The sequence below is a fragment of the Rhizobium sp. Pop5 genome, from assembly GCF_024721175.1.
Classification (GTDB): domain Bacteria; phylum Pseudomonadota; class Alphaproteobacteria; order Rhizobiales; family Rhizobiaceae; genus Rhizobium.
The window spans coordinates 1,529,070-1,547,283 of sequence record NZ_CP099399.1; the positions used below are offsets into that span (position 1 = coordinate 1,529,070).

At 61.2% G+C, this 18,214-nt stretch carries 17 protein-coding genes; 15 read left to right on the forward strand and 2 right to left on the reverse strand.

The features are described 5' to 3' along the window. Positions 1 to 40 precede the first annotated feature (40 nt). From lpxD to lpxB, 5 genes are read left to right on the forward strand one after another with little or no spacing between them, the layout of a single operon-like run. On the forward strand, positions 41 to 1,105 hold the full coding sequence (gene lpxD / locus NE852_RS09770; protein WP_258156453.1) for a UDP-3-O-(3-hydroxymyristoyl)glucosamine N-acyltransferase: 1,065 nt from the start codon (positions 41 to 43) through the stop codon (positions 1,103 to 1,105). Next, positions 1,098 to 1,565, forward strand: a complete 468-nt coding sequence (gene fabZ / locus NE852_RS09775) for a 3-hydroxyacyl-ACP dehydratase FabZ (RefSeq protein ID WP_008526874.1) — start codon at positions 1,098 to 1,100, stop codon at positions 1,563 to 1,565. The genes lpxD and fabZ overlap by 8 nt, the downstream gene beginning before the upstream one ends. Then, positions 1,562 to 2,380: an acyl-ACP--UDP-N-acetylglucosamine O-acyltransferase gene (gene lpxA / locus NE852_RS09780; protein WP_008526873.1), complete on the forward strand. Its 819-nt coding sequence runs from the start codon at positions 1,562 to 1,564 to the stop codon at positions 2,378 to 2,380. Before fabZ ends, lpxA begins: the two co-directional genes overlap by 4 nt. Positions 2,381 to 2,383: 3 nt before the next feature. Further along, the gene (locus tag NE852_RS09785) at positions 2,384 to 3,265 is read left to right on the forward strand and encodes an LpxI family protein (protein WP_258156454.1); all 882 of its coding nucleotides are present in this window, start codon (positions 2,384 to 2,386) and stop codon (positions 3,263 to 3,265) included. Then, positions 3,262 to 4,431, forward strand: coding sequence for a lipid-A-disaccharide synthase (gene lpxB / locus NE852_RS09790; protein WP_008526866.1), 1,170 nt, complete (start codon positions 3,262 to 3,264; stop codon positions 4,429 to 4,431). Before NE852_RS09785 ends, lpxB begins: the two co-directional genes overlap by 4 nt. Before the next feature lie 30 nt (positions 4,432 to 4,461). Here the strand turns inward: lpxB and gltA are convergent, their stop codons facing one another. Next, positions 4,462 to 5,751, reverse strand: coding sequence for a citrate synthase (gltA, locus tag NE852_RS09795; protein ID WP_008526864.1), 1,290 nt, complete (start codon positions 5,749 to 5,751; stop codon positions 4,462 to 4,464). Between the two features lie 290 nt (positions 5,752 to 6,041). Between gltA and NE852_RS09800 the strand changes: the two genes are divergently transcribed. Beyond that, positions 6,042 to 8,471: a ComEC/Rec2 family competence protein gene (locus NE852_RS09800; protein WP_258156455.1), complete on the forward strand. Its 2,430-nt coding sequence runs from the start codon at positions 6,042 to 6,044 to the stop codon at positions 8,469 to 8,471. Here the strand turns inward: NE852_RS09800 and lexA are convergent. Then, on the reverse strand, positions 8,452 to 9,171 hold the full coding sequence (gene lexA / locus NE852_RS09805) for a transcriptional repressor LexA (protein WP_008526852.1): 720 nt from the start codon (positions 9,169 to 9,171) through the stop codon (positions 8,452 to 8,454). The genes NE852_RS09800 and lexA overlap by 20 nt on opposite strands. Positions 9,172 to 9,368: 197 nt before the next feature. Here lexA and NE852_RS09810 point away from each other — a divergent pair, with 197 nt between their 5' ends. The 9 genes from NE852_RS09810 to NE852_RS09850 all read left to right on the forward strand — a co-directional run bounded on the left by NE852_RS09810 (position 9,369) and on the right by NE852_RS09850 (position 18,196). Continuing rightward, positions 9,369 to 10,262: a VOC family protein gene (locus NE852_RS09810; RefSeq protein WP_258156456.1), complete on the forward strand. Its 894-nt coding sequence runs from the start codon at positions 9,369 to 9,371 to the stop codon at positions 10,260 to 10,262. Then, on the forward strand, positions 10,262 to 11,107 hold the full coding sequence (kdsA, locus tag NE852_RS09815) for a 3-deoxy-8-phosphooctulonate synthase (protein ID WP_008526851.1): 846 nt from the start codon (positions 10,262 to 10,264) through the stop codon (positions 11,105 to 11,107). The genes NE852_RS09810 and kdsA overlap by 1 nt, the downstream gene beginning before the upstream one ends. Positions 11,108 to 11,248: 141 nt before the next feature. After that, complete coding sequence (gene eno / locus NE852_RS09820; protein ID WP_008526850.1) at positions 11,249 to 12,523, forward strand: phosphopyruvate hydratase; 1,275 nt, start codon at positions 11,249 to 11,251, stop codon at positions 12,521 to 12,523. 138 nt (positions 12,524 to 12,661) lie between these two features. Beyond that, a complete protein-coding gene (locus NE852_RS09825; RefSeq protein ID WP_008526849.1) occupies positions 12,662 to 12,982 on the forward strand; it encodes a septum formation initiator family protein in 321 nt (106 codons plus the stop codon). A 144-nt stretch (positions 12,983 to 13,126) separates the two neighbouring features. Beyond that, positions 13,127 to 14,173 carry a pyruvate dehydrogenase (acetyl-transferring) E1 component subunit alpha gene (gene pdhA, locus NE852_RS09830; RefSeq protein WP_126921056.1) on the forward strand — a complete coding sequence of 349 codons (1,047 nt, stop codon included), beginning with the start codon at positions 13,127 to 13,129 and terminating at the stop codon, positions 14,171 to 14,173. A 15-nt stretch (positions 14,174 to 14,188) separates the two neighbouring features. Beyond that, on the forward strand, positions 14,189 to 15,574 hold the full coding sequence (locus NE852_RS09835) for a pyruvate dehydrogenase complex E1 component subunit beta (protein WP_008526846.1): 1,386 nt from the start codon (positions 14,189 to 14,191) through the stop codon (positions 15,572 to 15,574). A 15-nt stretch (positions 15,575 to 15,589) separates the two neighbouring features. Next, positions 15,590 to 16,951: a pyruvate dehydrogenase complex dihydrolipoamide acetyltransferase gene (locus NE852_RS09840; protein ID WP_008526845.1), complete on the forward strand. Its 1,362-nt coding sequence runs from the start codon at positions 15,590 to 15,592 to the stop codon at positions 16,949 to 16,951. A 19-nt stretch (positions 16,952 to 16,970) separates the two neighbouring features. Continuing rightward, the gene (locus NE852_RS09845; protein ID WP_008526843.1) at positions 16,971 to 17,612 is read left to right on the forward strand and encodes an SGNH/GDSL hydrolase family protein; all 642 of its coding nucleotides are present in this window, start codon (positions 16,971 to 16,973) and stop codon (positions 17,610 to 17,612) included. Positions 17,613 to 17,614: 2 nt separating this feature from the next. Continuing rightward, a complete protein-coding gene (locus tag NE852_RS09850; RefSeq protein ID WP_008526842.1) occupies positions 17,615 to 18,196 on the forward strand; it encodes a GNAT family N-acetyltransferase in 582 nt (193 codons plus the stop codon). Positions 18,197 to 18,214 lie beyond the last annotated feature (18 nt).

Consider the following 18,214-nt stretch of genomic DNA (forward strand, 5'->3'; position numbering starts at 1 on the left):
CCGGAACTGTAAGACTCAATTCCGTTCTGGAGCATTGCCGATGGAGCAAAACGTTTTTTTTCTGCCCCATGAAGGTCTGAAGCTCATTGAGCTGGCAGAGTTTCTTGGGGCGGAACTTGCCAATTCCGACCATGCCAATGTCATTGTTAGGTCCGTGGCCCCTATCAGCCGGGCGCGGGCGGGGGATGTCTGTTATATCCTGTCGCGTCGTAACCGCGATGAACTGACGACATGTGAGGCCTCGGCGGTGATCTGCGACAAGGCGCTCGCCGATCTCGTGCCTTCGCATATTCCGGTCATTCTGTCGTCCAATCCGCATGCGGCATTCGCAATGGCCGGCGGCCTGTTCTACCCCGCGGCGCTGCGTCCCGTTCGCCTTTCAGACGAAACCGAGATCGCGCCGAGCGCGGTGATCGATCCGACCGCCAAGCTTGAAAAAGGCGTGATTGTCGAGCCGTTGGCCGTGATCGGTGCGCATGCCGAGATCGGCGAAGGCACGCGCATCGGCGCGCACGCCATCATCGGCCCGAATGTCAAGATCGGTCGGGATAGCTCGATCGCTGCCGGCGCGAGCGTTCTCTGCGCGCTGATCGGCAATGGCGTCATCATCCACAATGGTGTGCGCATCGGCCAGGATGGTTTCGGTTATGCGCCGGGTCCTCGCGGCATGATCAAGATCGTCCAGATCGGCCGGGTGATCATCCAGGACAATGTCGAGATCGGCGCGAATACCACGATCGACCGCGGCGCCATGGATGACACGGTCATCGGCGAGGGCACCAAGATCGACAACCAGGTGCAGATTGGCCACAACGTGCAGATCGGCCGCCATTGTGCCATCGTCGCCCAGGTTGGCATCGCTGGAAGTACGAAGATCGGCAATGGCGTGCAGATTGGTGGCCAGGTCGGCATCAAGGGGCATGTGACGATCGGTGACGGCGTGCAGATCGCCGCCAAAAGCGGTATCATGACCGACCTTGCCGCCGGCGGACAATATGGCGGTGTCCCGGCACGTCCGCTAAAAGACTATCTGAGAGAGGCCGCGCAGCAAGTCTCGAAGAGCAAGCTGCGCGGAAGGAACCCTGGAGGCAAGCAAGATGACTGAGGAAGCCACGACAACGCTTTCTTCGGCTGACATTATCGAAATCATGAAGCTGCTGCCGCATCGTTACCCATTTCTCATGGTCGACAAGATCATTGAGATCGACGGTGACAATTCGGCGATCGGCATCAAGAATGTGACTGTGAACGAACCGCATTTCACGGGCCATTTTCCGGATTCTCCGATCATGCCGGGGGTCCTGCTGATCGAGGGCATGGCTCAGACGGCAGGCGCAATCTGCGCCAAGAAGGAAGGTCAGCCCGGCAATCTCGTCTACTTCATGACCATCGAGAATGCGCGCTTCCGCAAGCCCGTGGTGCCCGGTGATCGTGTCGAATTCCATGTCAAGAAGCACAAGCAGCGCGGCAATATCTGGAAATTCCATTGCGACGCCAAAGTCGATGGCGCGCTTGTCGCCGAAGCCGATATCGGCGCGATGATCGTTCATAGGGATCAGGCATGAGCAATATCGCCGAAAGCGCCCGTATTCATCCGATGGCCGTTGTCGAAGACGGGGCTGTTATCGATGAGGGCGTCAAAATCGGTCCCTTCTGCCATGTCGGGCCGCACGTCGTCCTGCATGCGAATGTCGAGCTTCTCGCGCATGCGGTCGTCACCGGCCGCACCACGATCGGCAAGGGCACGCGCATCTTCCCGATGGCTGTCGTCGGCGGCGATCCGCAGAGCGTGCATCACGGCGGCGAGGAAACGACGCTGACGGTCGGCGCTAACTGCACGATCCGGGAAGGCGTGACGATGAACACCGGCACGGCCGATTTCGGCGGTGAGACGATCGTCGGCGACAACAACCTCTTCCTTGCCAATTCCCATGTCGCGCATGATTGCCGTGTCGGCAACCACGTGATCATGTCGAACAATGTTATGCTTGCCGGCCACGTTGTCATTGAGGATCGCGTCATCCTGGGTGGCGGCTCGGCCGTTCACCAGTTCACGCGCGTCGGCCGCCAGGCCTTCGTCGGCGGCCTTTCGGCGGTGAGCTACGATGTCATTCCCTATGGTATGCTGAACGGCAATCCCGGTCTGCTGAGCGGCCTCAATGTCGTCGGCATGACGCGCGCCGGCGTCGACCGCGCCGTCATCCACAGAGTGCGCCGCGCCTACAAGGCGATCTTCGAAGGAACGGCCTCCGTTCGTGAAAACGCCGCCGCCATCCGCGAGGAATATGCAGATTGCGTGGAGGTGATCCAGATCCTCGATTTCATCGCTGCCGATAGCGACCGCGCCCTGTCTTCGCCCACCCGGGGGCAGAAGGGCTAGTCCGTGGCTTTATCTGGCGACACCGCTGCGGGCCGGCTGGCGATCATCGCCGGCGGCGGCCTTCTGCCTTCCTATGTCGCCGAAGCCGCCCGCGCCGCCGGCGAAAATCCCGTCATCGTCGCGCTGAAGGACGAAAGCGAGCGGTGTTGGGAAGAGTATGACCACGCCGTCGTCGGTATCGGCGATTTCGCGGCCCTTGATGGATTGTTCAATCGCTATGGCATCGGTCGTGTCGTGATGTCGGGCAGCGTGCGCCGCCGGCCGGAATGGCGCGAGGTGCGCCCGACGTTGCGTATCCTGATGAAGGTGCCGGCTGCTATCCGCACCCTGTTGTCCGGCGGCGACGATACAGTTCTGCAGATGGTGATCCGGTTGATCGAGGGAAACGGCCGGCGCGTCGTCGGCGCCCATGAGATTGCTCCCGATCTGCTTGCGGCCGTCGGCCCGCTTGGCGCGGTGGCGCCCGGCGAGGAAGACCGGCGCGATATCACCCGTGCGGCAGAAGCCGCCGAAATGCTCGGCCGGCTCGATGTCGGGCAGGGGGCCGTTAGCATCGGCGGGCGCGTCGTTGCGCTGGAGGGTCTCGAGGGCACCGACGAGATGCTGGAGCGCGTGACAGGTCTCAGAGCAGCCGGGCGGATCTCGCCGCGCCGCCGGGGCGCGCTGGTCAAGCTTTGCAAGCCGCAGCAGGATATTCGCGCCGACCTGCCCGCGATCGGCGTTTCCACGGTCTTGAACGCAAGAAAGGCCGGTCTTGGCGGCATCGCCATCGAAGCCGGCCGTTCATTGGTGCTCGATCGCGCCGGCGTTATCAAGGCCGCCGACGAGGCCGGGCTTTTCGTCTGCGGCATCGACCGCGGCCTGCCGGCATGGGGGCTCGAATGAGCGGAACGCCGCTGAAGATCGCCGTGATCGCCGGTGAGGTGTCGGGTGATCTGCTCGGCGCCGATCTCATCGCCGCTCTGAAGCGTATTCATGGCGGGCCGGTGGAACTCGTCGGTGTCGGCGGCGAGGGGCTGCAGGCCGAGGGCTTGCGATCTCTGTTCGACTTTTCCGAGCTGTCGATCATGGGAATCACTCAGGTGCTGAGCCGGCTGCCGAGGCTGTTTAGCCTGATCCGTCGAACGGCAGCTGATATCGTCGCCGCAAGGCCGGATATTCTTCTCATCATCGATAGCCCGGATTTCACCCATCGCGTTGCCAAGCGGGTTCGCACCGCGCTGCCTGATCTGCCGGTGGTCAATTATGTCTGCCCGAGCGTCTGGGCCTGGAAGGAATACCGCGCCACGCGCATGCTCGGCTATGTCGATCATGTGCTCGCCGTTCTTCCTTTCGAGCCGGCGACGATGCGCACGCTCGGTGGACCGGCAACGACCTATGTGGGGCATCGCCTGACCGCCGACCCTGCGCTGCTGGAGACCCGGCGCCTGCGGGCCGGCAGGCAGCCCGGAAACGGCACGATCCTTCTTCTTCCCGGCTCTCGTTCCTCCGAGATCAAGAATCTCCTGCCTTACTTCGAGGCCGCGACCAACGAGCTTGTCGCCCGCAATGGACCGATGCGCTTCATTCTGCCGACGGTGGCGCACAAGCAGGCGCTTGTCCGCGAAATGACAGCGGGATGGTCGGTAAAGCCCGAGATCGTTATCGGCGCGGAGGCAAAATGGAAAGCCTTCGCTGAAGCCGATGCAGCCATGGCGGCGTCCGGAACCGTTATTCTCGAACTGGCGCTTGCCGGGGTTCCCGTCGTCTCCGCCTACAAGGTCGATTGGATCATGCGTATGCTGACCTCGAGCATCAAGACCTGGACCGGTGCGCTGCCAAACCTGATTGCCGACTACGCGATCGTGCCCGAATATCTGAACGATATCGTTCGCGGCGCAAGCCTAGCGCGCTGGATGGAAAGACTGTCAACAGACACTTACCAACTCAAGGCGATGAAGGAAGGCTACGAGCTCATCTGGCAGCGGATGCAGACGGAAAGACCGCCTGGAGAGCATGCGGCGCAGATTTTGCTCGATGTTCTTGCCAATAAAAAACCCGGCCGTTTCTGACCGGGTTTTCTTTTTGTCTGGTTTCAGCGCTTAGCGCTTCGAAACCGGGATGTAATCGCGCTTCGGTTCGCCGACATAGAGCTGGCGCGGACGGCCGATGCGCTGTTCCGGATCCTCGATCATCTCGTTCCACTGCGCGATCCAGCCGACGGTGCGGGCGAGCGCGAAGAGCACGGTGAACATGGTCGTGGGGAAGCCCAGCGCCTTCAGCGTGATGCCGGAATAGAAGTCGATATTCGGATAGAGCTTCTTCTCGATGAAATATTCGTCGGTGAGCGCGATACGCTCCAGCTCCATCGCCACTTCGAGCAGCGGATCGTCCTTGATACCGAGTTCGCCGAGCACTTCATGCGTCGTCTTCTGCATGATCTTGGCGCGCGGATCGTAGTTCTTGTAGACGCGGTGACCGAAGCCCATCAGGCGGAACGGATCGTTCTTGTCCTTGGCGCGGGCGATATATTCCGGAATGTGGTCGACCGTGCCGATCTCATTCAGCATGTTGAGCGCTGCTTCATTGGCGCCACCGTGAGCGGGGCCCCAGAGGCAGGCGATGCCGGCGGCGATGCAGGCGAACGGATTGGCGCCCGACGAACCGGCGAGGCGGACGGTCGAGGTCGAGGCGTTCTGCTCGTGGTCGGCATGCAGGATGAAGATGCGGTCCATGGCGCGGGCAAGCACCGGATTGACCACATATTCCTCGCAAGGAACGGCAAAGCACATGCGCAGGAAGTTCGACGCATAGTCGAGGTCGTTCTTCGGGTAAACGAAGGGCTGGCCGATATGGTACTTGTAGGCCATGGCGGCAAGCGTCGGCATCTTGGCGATCATGCGCAGGCTGGCGACCATGCGCTGGTGCGGATCGGTGATGTCGGTGGAGTCGTGATAGAAGGCCGACAGCGCGCCGACGCAGCCGCACATGACCGCCATCGGATGCGCATCGCGGCGGAAGCCGGTGAAGAAGCGGCTCATCTGCTCGTGCACCATGGTGTGGTGCGTGACGCGGTAATCGAAATCCTTCTTCTGCGCGGCCGTCGGCAGTTCGCCGTAGAGAAGCAGGTAGCAGACCTCGAGGAAGTCGCCATGCTCGGCGAGCTGCTCGATCGGATAGCCGCGATGCAGCAGAACGCCTTCGTCGCCGTCGATGTAGGTGATTTTCGATTCACAGGATGCGGTCGAGGTGAAACCCGGATCGTACGTGAAGGAAGCGGTGTTCTTGTACAGGGCACCGATATCGATGACGCTTGGGCCGATCGTGCCGCTTTTGACGGCAAGGTCGACTGATTTGTCACCGATTTTTATTGTAGCGCTTTGATCCGTCATGCTGATCCTCCGAAATGTCGGTAGCGCCTTAAAAGCGCCATAGGGGTTAAGCGTCCTCACCGATAGCTATATGATCGCGAAGCTAATGCCAAGTTACTGTGACGGCATTTTGTGCATTGCGGCATCACCTTTTAGGCACTGCAGCGATGAGCCGCACGCATAGCGGAAGCCGATGATTCAACTGGATTTTTGGCGCTCCCGATTTTCCCTCATATTTCAATCGATTATTCTTGCCGGATTTGATTGGAGGTTGCATTCTGGCTACCTCCGCGGGAGATCTCGGGCGACACATGCAGGAATTGACAACAGTCGAAATAAGGCCGGAAACAGATGCCCGCGCTGCCGATTCCTTGGGCTTTTCTCCGCATGCCGTGCCGACGCAGCCGGCAAGAACGCAGTTGGCCACGCCCTTGCGCTACCGGCTGCCGGTCGAAGCTTCGCGATCGCTGCGTGCCGGCATTGGTATGCTGGGCGAGGAGGTGGATCATGGTCGCCTGCTGCTGTTCTCTCCGGTTTTCATCGGTGCAGGCGCAGCCTTCTGGTTTCTGGCGGCATCGGACATGCCGATGGTCGCCTCGCTCGTCTGCCTGCTGGTCCTGACGGTCATGGTCTTCGTCGTGGGCAGCAGCAGAGTTGCATTGCGGGCGACGCTGCTTGCGCTTGCGCTCGTGATTTGCGGCATGCTCTCGGCGCAGTTCGAGACATGGCGAGCCTCGACGGTAATCCTCGATTCATCTGTGACGACGACCGTGACCGGCCGCGTCGAGCGGCGCGAAGGCGATGGTCGCGGGCGATGGCGCTACATTCTTGCCGTCAGCGACACCGAGGCACCGGAGGTGAAGCGGCCGCCGGAGCGCATAACCGCGATCGTCCGCGGTGCGGATGTTCCCTTCGAGATCGGTGACATCATATCAGGCAGGGCTCGGCTGACACCGCCGGCAGGCCCGGCGCTTCCCGAGCTCAACGATTTCTCCTTCGGAGCCTACTTCGATGGCATCGGCGCGAATGGTTTCTTCTACGGCGCGCCGACGAAGGTCGATGCGCAAGCGGAGCCGGAAAGCGCCGGATCGATATCGGACGCTCTGCTCGAATGGCTATACCGGTTGCGCAGCGGCATCGGCGACCGCATACGGCTGGTCTTGCCCGGCGATACCGGCGCCTTTGCTGCCTCTCTTGTCACTGATGAGAGACGTGCGATCTCGGATGAGACGACGGAGGCGCTCCGGCAGTCCGGCCTTGCCCATATCGTTGCCATCTCTGGTCTCAACATGGCATTGTCGGCCGGCATCTTCTTTGTCGGACTGCGCGTCATCCTCAGCCTGCTTCCGAGCATTGCCCAGGCTTGGCCGACAAAGAAAATCGCCGCAGCCGGTGCGCTTGCCGCCGTAACAGCCTACTATTTGATCTCCGGCTTCGCGGTCTCTGCCGAACGCGCCTTCATCATGATGGCGATCATGCTGATTGCCGTATTCTTCGACCGGCCGTCGATCAGCCTGAGAAACGTGGCCCTATCAGCTCTCGTAATCCTGTCGATCTCGCCGTCGGAAGTGCTGGGACCGAGCTTCCAGATGTCCTTTGCGGCAACGCTTGCCCTGGTTGCCGGCTACGATCTCTGGAAAAGGCGATCGATGCGGGAGAATGCGTTTGCCAAGCTGCCGGTCATGAAGCCCGTCTTCGTGGTCGGAGGCTTCTTTGGCGGCATCTTCCTGACCTCGCTCATTGGCGGTCTATCGACCGCACTGTTTTCGATCGAGCATTTCCATCGGCTGACTGCCTATGGACTTCCGGCGAACCTTGCGGCCATGCCAGTCATCTCCTGCATTGTCATGCCATTCGGAATGATGGCGATGCTGCTGATGCCCTTTGGCCTCGACGGTCCGTTTTGGCAGGTCGCAGGCTTCGGCCTTGAGCTGGTGATGAAGATCGCCAAGACGGTATCGGGTTGGGGCGGTGATATCGGCGTCGGCCGCTTGCCCGGCTGGTATTTCGCCGTGGCGGTTGCGGGCTTCCTGCTCATGATGCTGCTGCGCACCCGGCTGCGCCATATCGGCACCGCCATTATCGCGGCTTCGACGCTGACCCTGATCGTCCTGCCGGTCCCCCGATCGCCTGATCTGGTGATTTCGGAAGATGGCGGACTTGTCGCGATCGCCGAGAGGGCGGCATTGGCCTCCAATCGTGAAAGGCCGCCGGATTTCATCTTCGACCAGTGGCAGAGAGCACTTGTCCTGCCGACCCACTATCCGCCGAAGATGCTGGACGGCCCCGCCATTCCCGAGGGAGACGGTCGTCGCGTCAGGCTTTCCGGCGATCAGCAGGACGAAGCGAGGGTCGCGATGCGGGCGGCGGCGACCGGTGGTGAAACAAACCGCTTTTCCTGCGTGAAGAAGGCCTGGTGCGTATCGCGACTTGGCAATGGAAAAGTCGTGACCGTCATCGACAATGCCGCCTATCTCGGCCCCGCCTGCGATGCCGCCGATATCATCGTGACTTCGGTACGGCTGCGTTTCGATCGCTGCCGCACAGGCGCATCACTCTTCACCGGTGAAACGCTGCGCAGGACTGGCTCCCTCGAGCTGCGCTTTACGGATGGCGGCCTTGAAGTCGCGACCGCATTCGACACCTTGTCGAGGCCATGGATGCGCCATCGCGCCTATGACTGGCGCAGCGACAGCTTTACCGATTCCGGCACAGCCGATGTCAATGATAGCGGCGGATAAGGCCGACGAGTTTGCCTTGAACCTTGACCCGATCCGGCCCGAAGATACGGGTCTCGTAAGCCGGGTTGGCCGCTTCCAGTGCGATCGAGGCGCCCTTGCGGCGGAAGCGCTTGAGCGTCGCTTCCTCGTCGTCGACGAGAGCGACGACGATGTCGCCGGGGCTGGCGGTGCTGCCGTTGCGGATGATCACGGTGTCGCCGTCGAAGATGCCGGCGTCGATCATCGAATCGCCCTTGACCTCCAGCGCATAATGTTCGCCAGAACCGAGCATGTCGGCCGGAACGACGATGTCATGCGTGTTGTTCTGGATAGCCGAAATCGGAACGCCGGCGGCGATTCGCCCCATGACGGGCACGGAGATCGAGTTACCATTGTCGGCGACGGGCTTTACCGAAGCAGGAGCGGCGACCGGCTGGGGCTTGCCGAGGCTGCCTTCGATGACGCTCGGCGAAAAGCCGCGCCGGGGCTGAATGCTGGGGCTGTAGGCTTCCGGAAGCTTGATGACCTCGAGAGCGCGAGCACGGTTCGGTAGGCGGCGAATGAAACCTCGCTCCTCGAGTGCGGTAATCAGGCGGTGGATGCCGGATTTGGAGGCCAGGTCCAGGGCATCCTTCATCTCGTCGAAAGACGGTGGAACGCCGGATTCCTTCATGCGCTCATGAATGAAAAGGAGAAGCTCCTGTTGTTTGCGCGTGAGCATCGACGTCAGACCCCGTGATTGAAACAAATCCAGAACGGACACTATATGTTCCATATGTGTTCCGCAAGTAGCTAAATTTCCGTAAAACTTCGCATCAACTCGTTGAGATTTTTATTTTCATAGCCCAATCGGCAGGCAATCTTGAATTCAGATGATCGCTGCTGCACATCTCTAGCCATTTCAGGGAGAGGGATATCATGAACGAGCGCTCCGCCACGCCGCACCCGCTGGACCATGTCGTGCTTCCCGTCGTCAATATCGACCTGGCGCGCGAGAGGCTCGGCAAGCTCGGCTTCACCGTCGCCGCCGATGCCCGTCATCCCTTCGGGACGGAAAACGCCTGCGTCTTCTTTGCCGACAAAACCTATCTGGAGCCGCTCGGCGTCGCGAGCGTCGAGGAGAGCGACGCATCAGCGCGAAAAGGCAATGTCTTCACCGCCCGCAACCAGGCCTTCCGCTTCCGCTGCGGAGACGAGGGGCTTTCGGCAATCGTCTTCGCCACGGAAGATTCTGCCCGCGACCATGAGAAGTTCGCCAGCACGGGATCGAGCGCCGGCGAGATGCTGGAGTTCAGCCGGCCGATGAAGATGCCGGATGGTTCCGAGAGCGTCGGCAGCTTCAAATTGGCCTTCGCGGGCGATCTGCGTGCGCCCGATCTCTTGCTCTTCACCTGTCAGCGCATCAACCCGCTTCCCGCCGATCGTGATGCGCTGGAGAAACATGCCAATGGCGTCACCGGCATTGCCGAGGTGGCGCTTTGTGCGCCGGAACCAGCCACGTTCGGCCCGTTCGTCAGCCTTGCCGCTGCGCAGTCGGCAATTGAGAAAACCGGTTTTGGCGTCAAGATCGCGGCGTCGAATGCGAGAATCAGCCTGATGACGCCGGAAGGGCTGGAAGCCTATTTCGAGATTGCCGTCTCGCCCGCCGAGCGGGGGCTGCGCGGCCGGGCGATCCTCTTCAATGTCGGCGATCTTGCCGTGACAGAAGCGCATTTGGCTGCTAACGGGGTGACCTACACACGCAAGAACAATCGCATTCTGGTGAAGCCCGCGCCCGGCCAGGGCACGCTCTTCGCCTTCGAGGAAAGATGATGAGCACCAATACGAATTCCGAAGTCAAGATCGGCCAAGGCGACGCTCAGGTCACCTTTTCCAATACCGGCCGCCTGTCGCTGATCGCCGGGCCCTGCCAGATGGAGAGCCGCGATCACGCCTTCATGGTGGCGGGCACGCTGAAGGAGCTTTGCGGAAAGCTCGGCATCGGCCTCGTCTACAAGAGCTCGTTCGACAAGGCGAACCGTACCTCGCTCTCGGCCGAACGCGGCATCGGGCTTGAAAAGGGCATGGAGATCTTTGCTGACCTGAAGAAGGAATTCGGCTTTCCCGTCCTGACCGACGTCCATACCGCCGAGCAATGCGCGGAGGTGGCAAAGACCGTCGACGTCCTTCAGATCCCGGCCTTCCTCTGCCGGCAGACCGACCTTCTCATTGCCGCCGCTAAAACCGGCCGCGTCGTCAACGTCAAGAAGGGCCAGTTCCTCGCGCCCTGGGATATGAAGAACGTCCTGAAGAAGCTGAACGCCAGCGGCAATCCGAACGTGCTTCTGTGTGAGCGCGGCGCTTCTTTCGGCTATAACACGCTGGTCTCCGACATGCGTTCGCTGCCGATCATGGCGGCGATGGGCGCGCCTGTGGTTTTCGATGCCACCCATTCCGTGGCGCAGCCGGGCGGGCAGGGCGATTCCTCCGGCGGTCAGCGGGAATTCGTCGAAACGCTGGCGCGTGCGGCGGTGGCTGCCGGCATCGCGGGCGTCTTCCTCGAAACTCATCAGGATCCGGACAATGCGCCTTCCGATGGCCCGAACATGGTCTATCTCAAGGATATGCCGCGACTCCTCGAAAAGCTGCTTGCCTTCGACGCCGTCGCCAAGAGCTGACAGTCAAAGGCCTGACATGATCGTGCTATAGCCACGATTGGATACGCAATCGAAGGTGCCGTCATGCAGCATTGTAATTTGCGCACCTTCGATTAAGACAGGTTTCGAACGATTTATCACCCACCCGAGCAGGAAGAACCCATGACTGCAATCACCGATATCATTGCCCGCGAGATTCTTGATAGCCGTGGCAACCCCACCGTCGAAGTCGATGTCTATCTCGAAGACGGCAGCATGGGCCGCGCGGCGGTTCCCTCGGGCGCTTCGACGGGCGCGCATGAGGCGGTCGAGCTGCGCGACGGCGGCAAGCGCTACCTCGGCAAGGGCGTCCAGAAGGCGGTCGATGCCGCCAACACCGAGATCTTCGACGCGATCGGCGGTATCGACGCCGAAAACCAGATCCAGATCGACAGCATCATGATCGAGCTTGACGGCACGCCGAACAAGTCGCGCCTCGGCGCCAACGCCATCCTCGGCGTCTCGCTCGCTGTCGCCAAGGCTGCCGCCCAGGCTTCCGGCCTGCCGCTCTATCGTTATGTCGGCGGCGCTTCCGCAAGCCTGCTGCCGGTGCCGATGATGAACATCATCAATGGCGGCGCTCATGCCGACAATCCGATCGACTTCCAGGAATTCATGATCCTGCCAGTCGGCGCCGATACGATCGCCGAAGCCGTGCGCATGGGTTCGGAAGTCTTCCACACGCTCCGCAAGGAACTTGCGTCACAGGGCCACAACACCAACGTCGGCGACGAAGGCGGTTTCGCACCAGGCCTGAAGAGCGCTTCGGAAGCCCTCGACTTCATCGTGAAGTCGGTCGAAAAAGCCGGCTACAAGCCGGGCGAGGACATCTACCTCGGCCTCGATTGCGCCTCGACAGAATTCTTCAAGGACGGCAAGTATGTTCTCGAAGGTGAAGGCCGCACGCTCGAGCCGGGCGCCATGGCCGAATATCTGGCCGAACTCGCCGCCAAGTACCCGATCATCTCGATCGAAGACGGCATGGCCGAAGACGACTGGGACGGCTGGAAGACGCTGACCGACCTCATCGGCAAGAAGACGCAGCTCGTCGGCGACGATCTCTTCGTCACCAACTCTGCCCGCCTTCGCGACGGCATCCGCATGGGCGTGGCCAACTCGATCCTCGTCAAGGTCAACCAGATCGGCTCGCTGACGGAAACGCTCGACGCGGTCAACACGGCGCACAAGGCTGCCTATACGGCCGTCATGTCTCACCGTTCCGGCGAAACGGAAGATTCGACCATTGCCGATCTCGCGGTTGCCACCAACTGCGGCCAGATCAAGACCGGCTCGCTGTCGCGTTCCGACCGTCTTGCCAAGTACAATCAGCTGATCCGTATCGAGGAAGGCCTCGGCCCTCAGGCCCAGTATGCCGGCCGTTCGATCATCCGCGGCTGATTGCATCTGATTTTCTGCGATTTGACCCGCGCCTTCCATCGGCGCGGGTTTTTTGTTGCTCTTTTTTAGAGTCAACGAACGGTTAATCTCTGCGCGGTAGATTGAACGAATTGGTAATGCGTTCAAGAGCATGCGTGTATGTGGACAAAGCATCATAAGAAGAGAAGAATCGGTCGCTTCGTCATTCCGGCCATGACGGTCGCCTTCCTCTCCTATTTCGGTTATCATTGCATCCATGGCGATTACGGCCTGCGCGCGACGGAGACGTTCGAGCGCCAGCGTATTGTGCGCGAAAAAGAGCTTGCAGTGTTGAAGGCGAAGCGCGAACATCTGGAAAGTCAGGTCGCGCTCTTGAGTGACGGCTCGCTCGACAAGGATATGCTGGACGAAAAGGCGCGTTACCAGCTTAATATGTCGCGCGCAGACGAGATCGTCATATTCAATCACTATTCGAATTAACTGAAATCAAGTTAATTCGAATTTTTGTATATTTTTCAGATATTTAACTCAGAATATGAGCCATGCAATTATGGCATTGCTGTGGTCATATTTCTTGCCTATGGTACGCGGCACCGAGAACCGACAAACCATAGGGAGGGTTGAATGGCGCCGCGAAAGACCGCGACGGTTTCCAGCCGCAAGACAGCAGCAAAACCCACAGCGAAAGCATCGAATGGCGGCCCGGTAGCCGACTTCGACCGCGATGAAGAGCTCAAGGCCTATCGCGAGATGCTGCTGATCCGCCGCTTCGAGGAGAAGGCCGGTCAGCTTTACGGCATGGGTTTCATCGGCGGCTTTTGTCATCTCTACATCGGTCAGGAAGCTGTCGTCGTCGGCATGCAGATGGCGCAGAAGGAAGGCGATCAGGTCATCACCGCCTATCGCGACCACGGCCATATGCTGGCGACCGGCATGGAAGCGCGCGGCGTCATGGCCGAGCTGACCGGCCGTCGCAGCGGCTATTCCCACGGGAAGGGCGGCTCGATGCATATGTTCTCCAAAGAGAAGCATTTCTACGGCGGCCACGGCATCGTCGGCGCCCAGGTTTCGCTTGGAACAGGCCTTGCCTTCGCAAACCACTATCGTGGCAACGGCAATGTCTCCATTGCCTATTTCGGTGACGGTGCCGCCAACCAGGGCCAGGTCTACGAAAGCTTTAACATGGCGGCTCTCTGGAAGCTACCGATCGTCTACATCGTCGAAAACAACCGTTACGCCATGGGCACTTCGACGGCGCGTGCCACCGCGCAATCGAACTACTCCCTGCGCGGGTCCGGCTTCGGCATCCCCGGCATTCAGGTCGACGGCATGGACGTTCGCGCCGTTAAGGCCGCGGCTGACGAGGCGCTCGAACACTGCCGTTCCGGCAAAGGCCCGATCATTCTCGAAATGCTGACCTATCGTTATCGCGGTCACTCCATGTCCGATCCGGCGAAGTATCGCTCCAAGGAAGAAGTTCAGAAGATGCGCTCCGAGCAGGACCCGATCGAGCAGGTGAAGGCACGCCTCATCGAAAAGGGCTGGGCTTCCGAAGACGATCTGAAGGCGATCGACAAGGATGTCCGCGACATCGTCGCCGACAGCGCCGACTTCGCCCAGGCCGACCCGGAGCCGGATGCATCCGAGCTCTACACCGACATTCTGCTCTAATCGGGGAGGGAACCCATGCCTATCGATATCCTCATGCCCGCCCTCTCTCCGACGATGGAAGAAGGCACGCTGTCCAAATGGCTCAAGCAGGAAGGTGACAAGGTCACCTCCGGCGACGTGATTGCCGAAATCGAAACCGACAAGGCGACGATGGAAGTCGAAGCCGTCGACGAAGGCATCATCGGCAAGCTGCTGGTCGATGCCGGCACCGAAGGCGTCAAGGTCAACACCAAGATCGCCGTGCTGCTGCAGGACGGCGAATCCGCCGCCGATCTTTCCGCTGCCAAGCCGGCCGCTGCCGCAGCCCCCGTGGTCGCTCAGGAAGCGAAATCGACGAATAGCGGCTCCGCCGCCGCACCGCTTCCGGCCGAGCCGAAGGCCGTCGTTCCGAACGATCCCGAAATCCCGGCCGGCACCGAAATGGTGTCGATGACCGTCCGCGAAGCGCTGCGCGACGCCATGGCCGAGGAAATGCGCGCCAGTGACGATGTTTTCGTCATGGGTGAGGAGGTCGCCGAATATCAGGGCGCCTACAAGGTCACGCAGGGACTGCTGCAGGAATTCGGTCCACGCCGCGTCATCGATACGCCGATCACCGAGCACGGCTTTGCCGGCGTCGGCGTCGGCGCCGCCATGGCCGGCCTTCGCCCGATCGTCGAGTTCATGACCTTCAACTTCGCCATGCAGGCGATCGACCACATCATCAACTCGGCTGCCAAGACGCTCTATATGTCGGGCGGCCAGATGGGCGCTCCGATCGTCTTCCGCGGTCCGAACGGTGCTGCGGCCCGCGTCGGCGCCCAGCACAGCCAGGACTATGCCGCCTGGTATAGCGCAATACCCGGCCTCAAGGTCGTCATGCCATACACGGCATCTGACGCGAAGGGTCTTCTGAAGGCTGCGATCCGCGATCCGAACCCGGTCATCTTCCTCGAAAACGAAATCCTTTACGGTCAGCACTTCGACGTGCCGAAGCTCGACAATTTCGTGCTCCCGATCGGCAAGGCGCGCATCCATCGCCCGGGCAAGGATGTCACGGTCGTCTCCTTCGGCATCGGCATGACCTATGCGACGAAGGCCGCTGCCGAACTCGAAAAGATCGGCATCGACGTCGAACTGATCGACCTTCGCACCATCCGCCCGATGGATCTGCCGACTGTTATCAAATCGGTGAAGAAGACCGGCCGCCTCGTCACTGTTGAAGAAGGTTATCCGCAATCGTCGGTCGGCACCGAAATCGCCACCCGCGTGATGCAGCAGGCCTTCGACTATCTCGATGCGCCGATCCTGACTGTCGCCGGCAAGGACGTGCCGATGCCTTACGCCGCCAATCTCGAAAAGCTGGCGCTTCCGAACGTCGGCGAAGTTGTCGATGCCGTGAAAGCCGTTTGCTACAAATAAGGGGAGGGTATTTCGATGCCGATCAATATCACGATGCCCGCCCTCTCTCCGACCATGGAGGAAGGCAACCTTGCCAAGTGGCTGGTCAAGGAAGGCGATACGGTCAAGTCTGGCGATGTGATCGCCGAGATCGAGACCGACAAGGCGACGATGGAGGTCGAAGCCGTCGATGAGGGCACTGTCGCCAAGCTGGTCGTTCCGGCCGGCACCGAAGGCGTCAAGGTCAATGCGCTGATTGCGGTTCTTGCCGCCGATGGCGAGGATGTTTCCGCTGCCGCCAGCGGCGCGGGTTCCGCTGCGCCGGCCAAGGCTGAGGCAGCACCCGCCCCGAAGGCAGAAGCCGCCGCACCTGCGCCTGCCAGCGTTGAGAAGCCGAACAACGGTGAGCGGGTCGGTAACGGCGCGCCGGCGTCTGTTTCTGCAGGCGGCAATCGCACCTTCTCTTCCCCGCTCGCACGCCGTCTGGCCAAGGAAGCCGGTATCGATCTTTCAGCCGTCGCAGGCTCCGGCCCGCACGGCCGCGTCGTCAAGAGCGACATCGAAGCTGCCGTTGCCGGCGGAGGCGCCAAGGCTGCTCCCGCACCGGCCGCCGCAGCCGCGGCTCCGCAGGCCGCTGCTCCGGCTGCAGCGCCGAAGGGCGCTTCGGATGACGCCGTGCTCAAGCTCTTCGAACCCGGCTCCTACGAGCTCGTGCCGCATGACGGCATGCGCAAGACGATTGCCAGACGCCTGGTCGAATCCAAGCAGACGATCCCGCATTTCTACGTTAGCGTCGATTGCGAGCTCGACGCTCTCATGGCGCTGCGCGCCCAGCTGAACGACGCGGCTCCGCGCAAGGACAATGCCCCGGCCTACAAGCTCTCGGTCAACGATATGGTCATCAAGGCCATGGCGCTGGCGCTGCGCGATGTTCCGGACGCCAACGTCTCGTGGACCGACAGCAACATGGTCAAGCACAAGCACGCCGATGTCGGCGTCGCCGTCTCGATCCCTGGCGGTCTGATCACCCCGATCATCCGCAAGGCCGAGCAGAAGACGCTGTCTGTTATCTCCAACGAGATGCGCGATCTCGGCAAGCGGGCCAAGGACCGCAAACTGAAGCCCGAGGAATATCAGGGCGGCACCAGCTCGGTCTCGAACATGGGCATGATGGGCGTGAAGAACTTCGCAGCCGTCGTCAACCCGCCGCATGCAACGATCCTCGCGGTCGGCGCCGGCGAGCAGCGGGTCATTGTCAAGAACGGTGAAATGGCGATCGCCACCGTGATGTCGGTGACGCTCTCGACCGACCATCGTTGCGTCGACGGTGCGCTCGGCGCCGAGCTGCTCCAGGCCTTCAAGGGCTACATCGAAAACCCGATGGGCATGCTCGTCTGATAGCGAAGCGGAGGCGGAGATGACCAAGACCGTTCTTTGCTATGGCGACTCGCTGACCTGGGGTTATGACGCCGAGACGATCGGCCGTCATGACTACCAGAATCGCTGGCCGAGTGTGCTTCAGGCAGCGCTCGGAAGCGAGGCCCGCATCATTCCCGAGGGCCTCAATGGCCGAACCACCGCCTTCGATGACCATCTCGCCGATTGCGACCGCAATGGTGCGCGCGTCTTGCCGACGATCCTGCAGACGCACGCGCCGCTCGATCTCGTCATCCTCCTGCTCGGCACCAATGACATGAAGCCGGTCGTCGCCGGTTCGGCCTTTGCCGCATGCCAGGGGATCGGCAGGCTCGTGCGGCTGATCCGCAATCATGCCTGGCCCTTCGAGTTCGACGGGCCGGATATCCTGATCGTGGCGCCGCCTGCAATTTGCGCGACGGGCAATGTGCCCTTCGCCGCGTCGTTCCCGGGAGGCATCGAGGAATCGGCAAAGCTTGCAACGCTTTACCGTGATCTTGCCGACGAACTCGGTTGTGGTTTCTTCGACGGCAATTCTGTCGCCAGGACCACGCCGCTCGATGGCATCCATCTCGATGCGGAGAATACGCGCGCGCTCGGGCGGGGGCTGGAATCGATCGTGCGGATGATGCTGGGGATCTGAGGATGGTCTCCTTCGTCGCGCTGCGGCAGGCATCACGGCGGGATGCTTCGGAGCTGGCGATTTTGGCGGATATCGCCTCGCATGGCTTCGCCTCCTGGCTCTGGTTCGCCGATGTGGCGAATGGCGTAAGCGACACGCCGCTGGAGCGGGGCAGGCTGAAGATGAGCGAGGAGGCGACCGTCGGCGGTTGGCGGGATGCCGTCATTGCCGAGGCCTATGGCGAGGTCGCAGGTGTGGCGATCGGCCACGAGCTGAACGAGAGCATACGCGATATCGAGGCGACGATGTCGGCGACCGAGCCGATGCTCGCCTTGCAGAAGACGGTTGTGGGAAGCTGGTTCATCGGCAGTCTCGGTGTCTACAGCCACCTGCGCGGCATCGGCATCGGACGCAGATTGCTGGAGGATCAGATCGAGAGGGCAGATCGGCGGCCCGTCAGCCTGATCACCGCAAGCGATAACGAAGCGGCTTTGTCGCTTTATGGAAGAAACGGATTCCTGGAGGCTGCGCGCGCCAATGCCGTGCCGCTCTTCGAAAACAGCAAGAGGCACGCGTGGGTGCTCATGACCCGCAGCGCAGCGTAACAAAAGGGCAGGAAACAC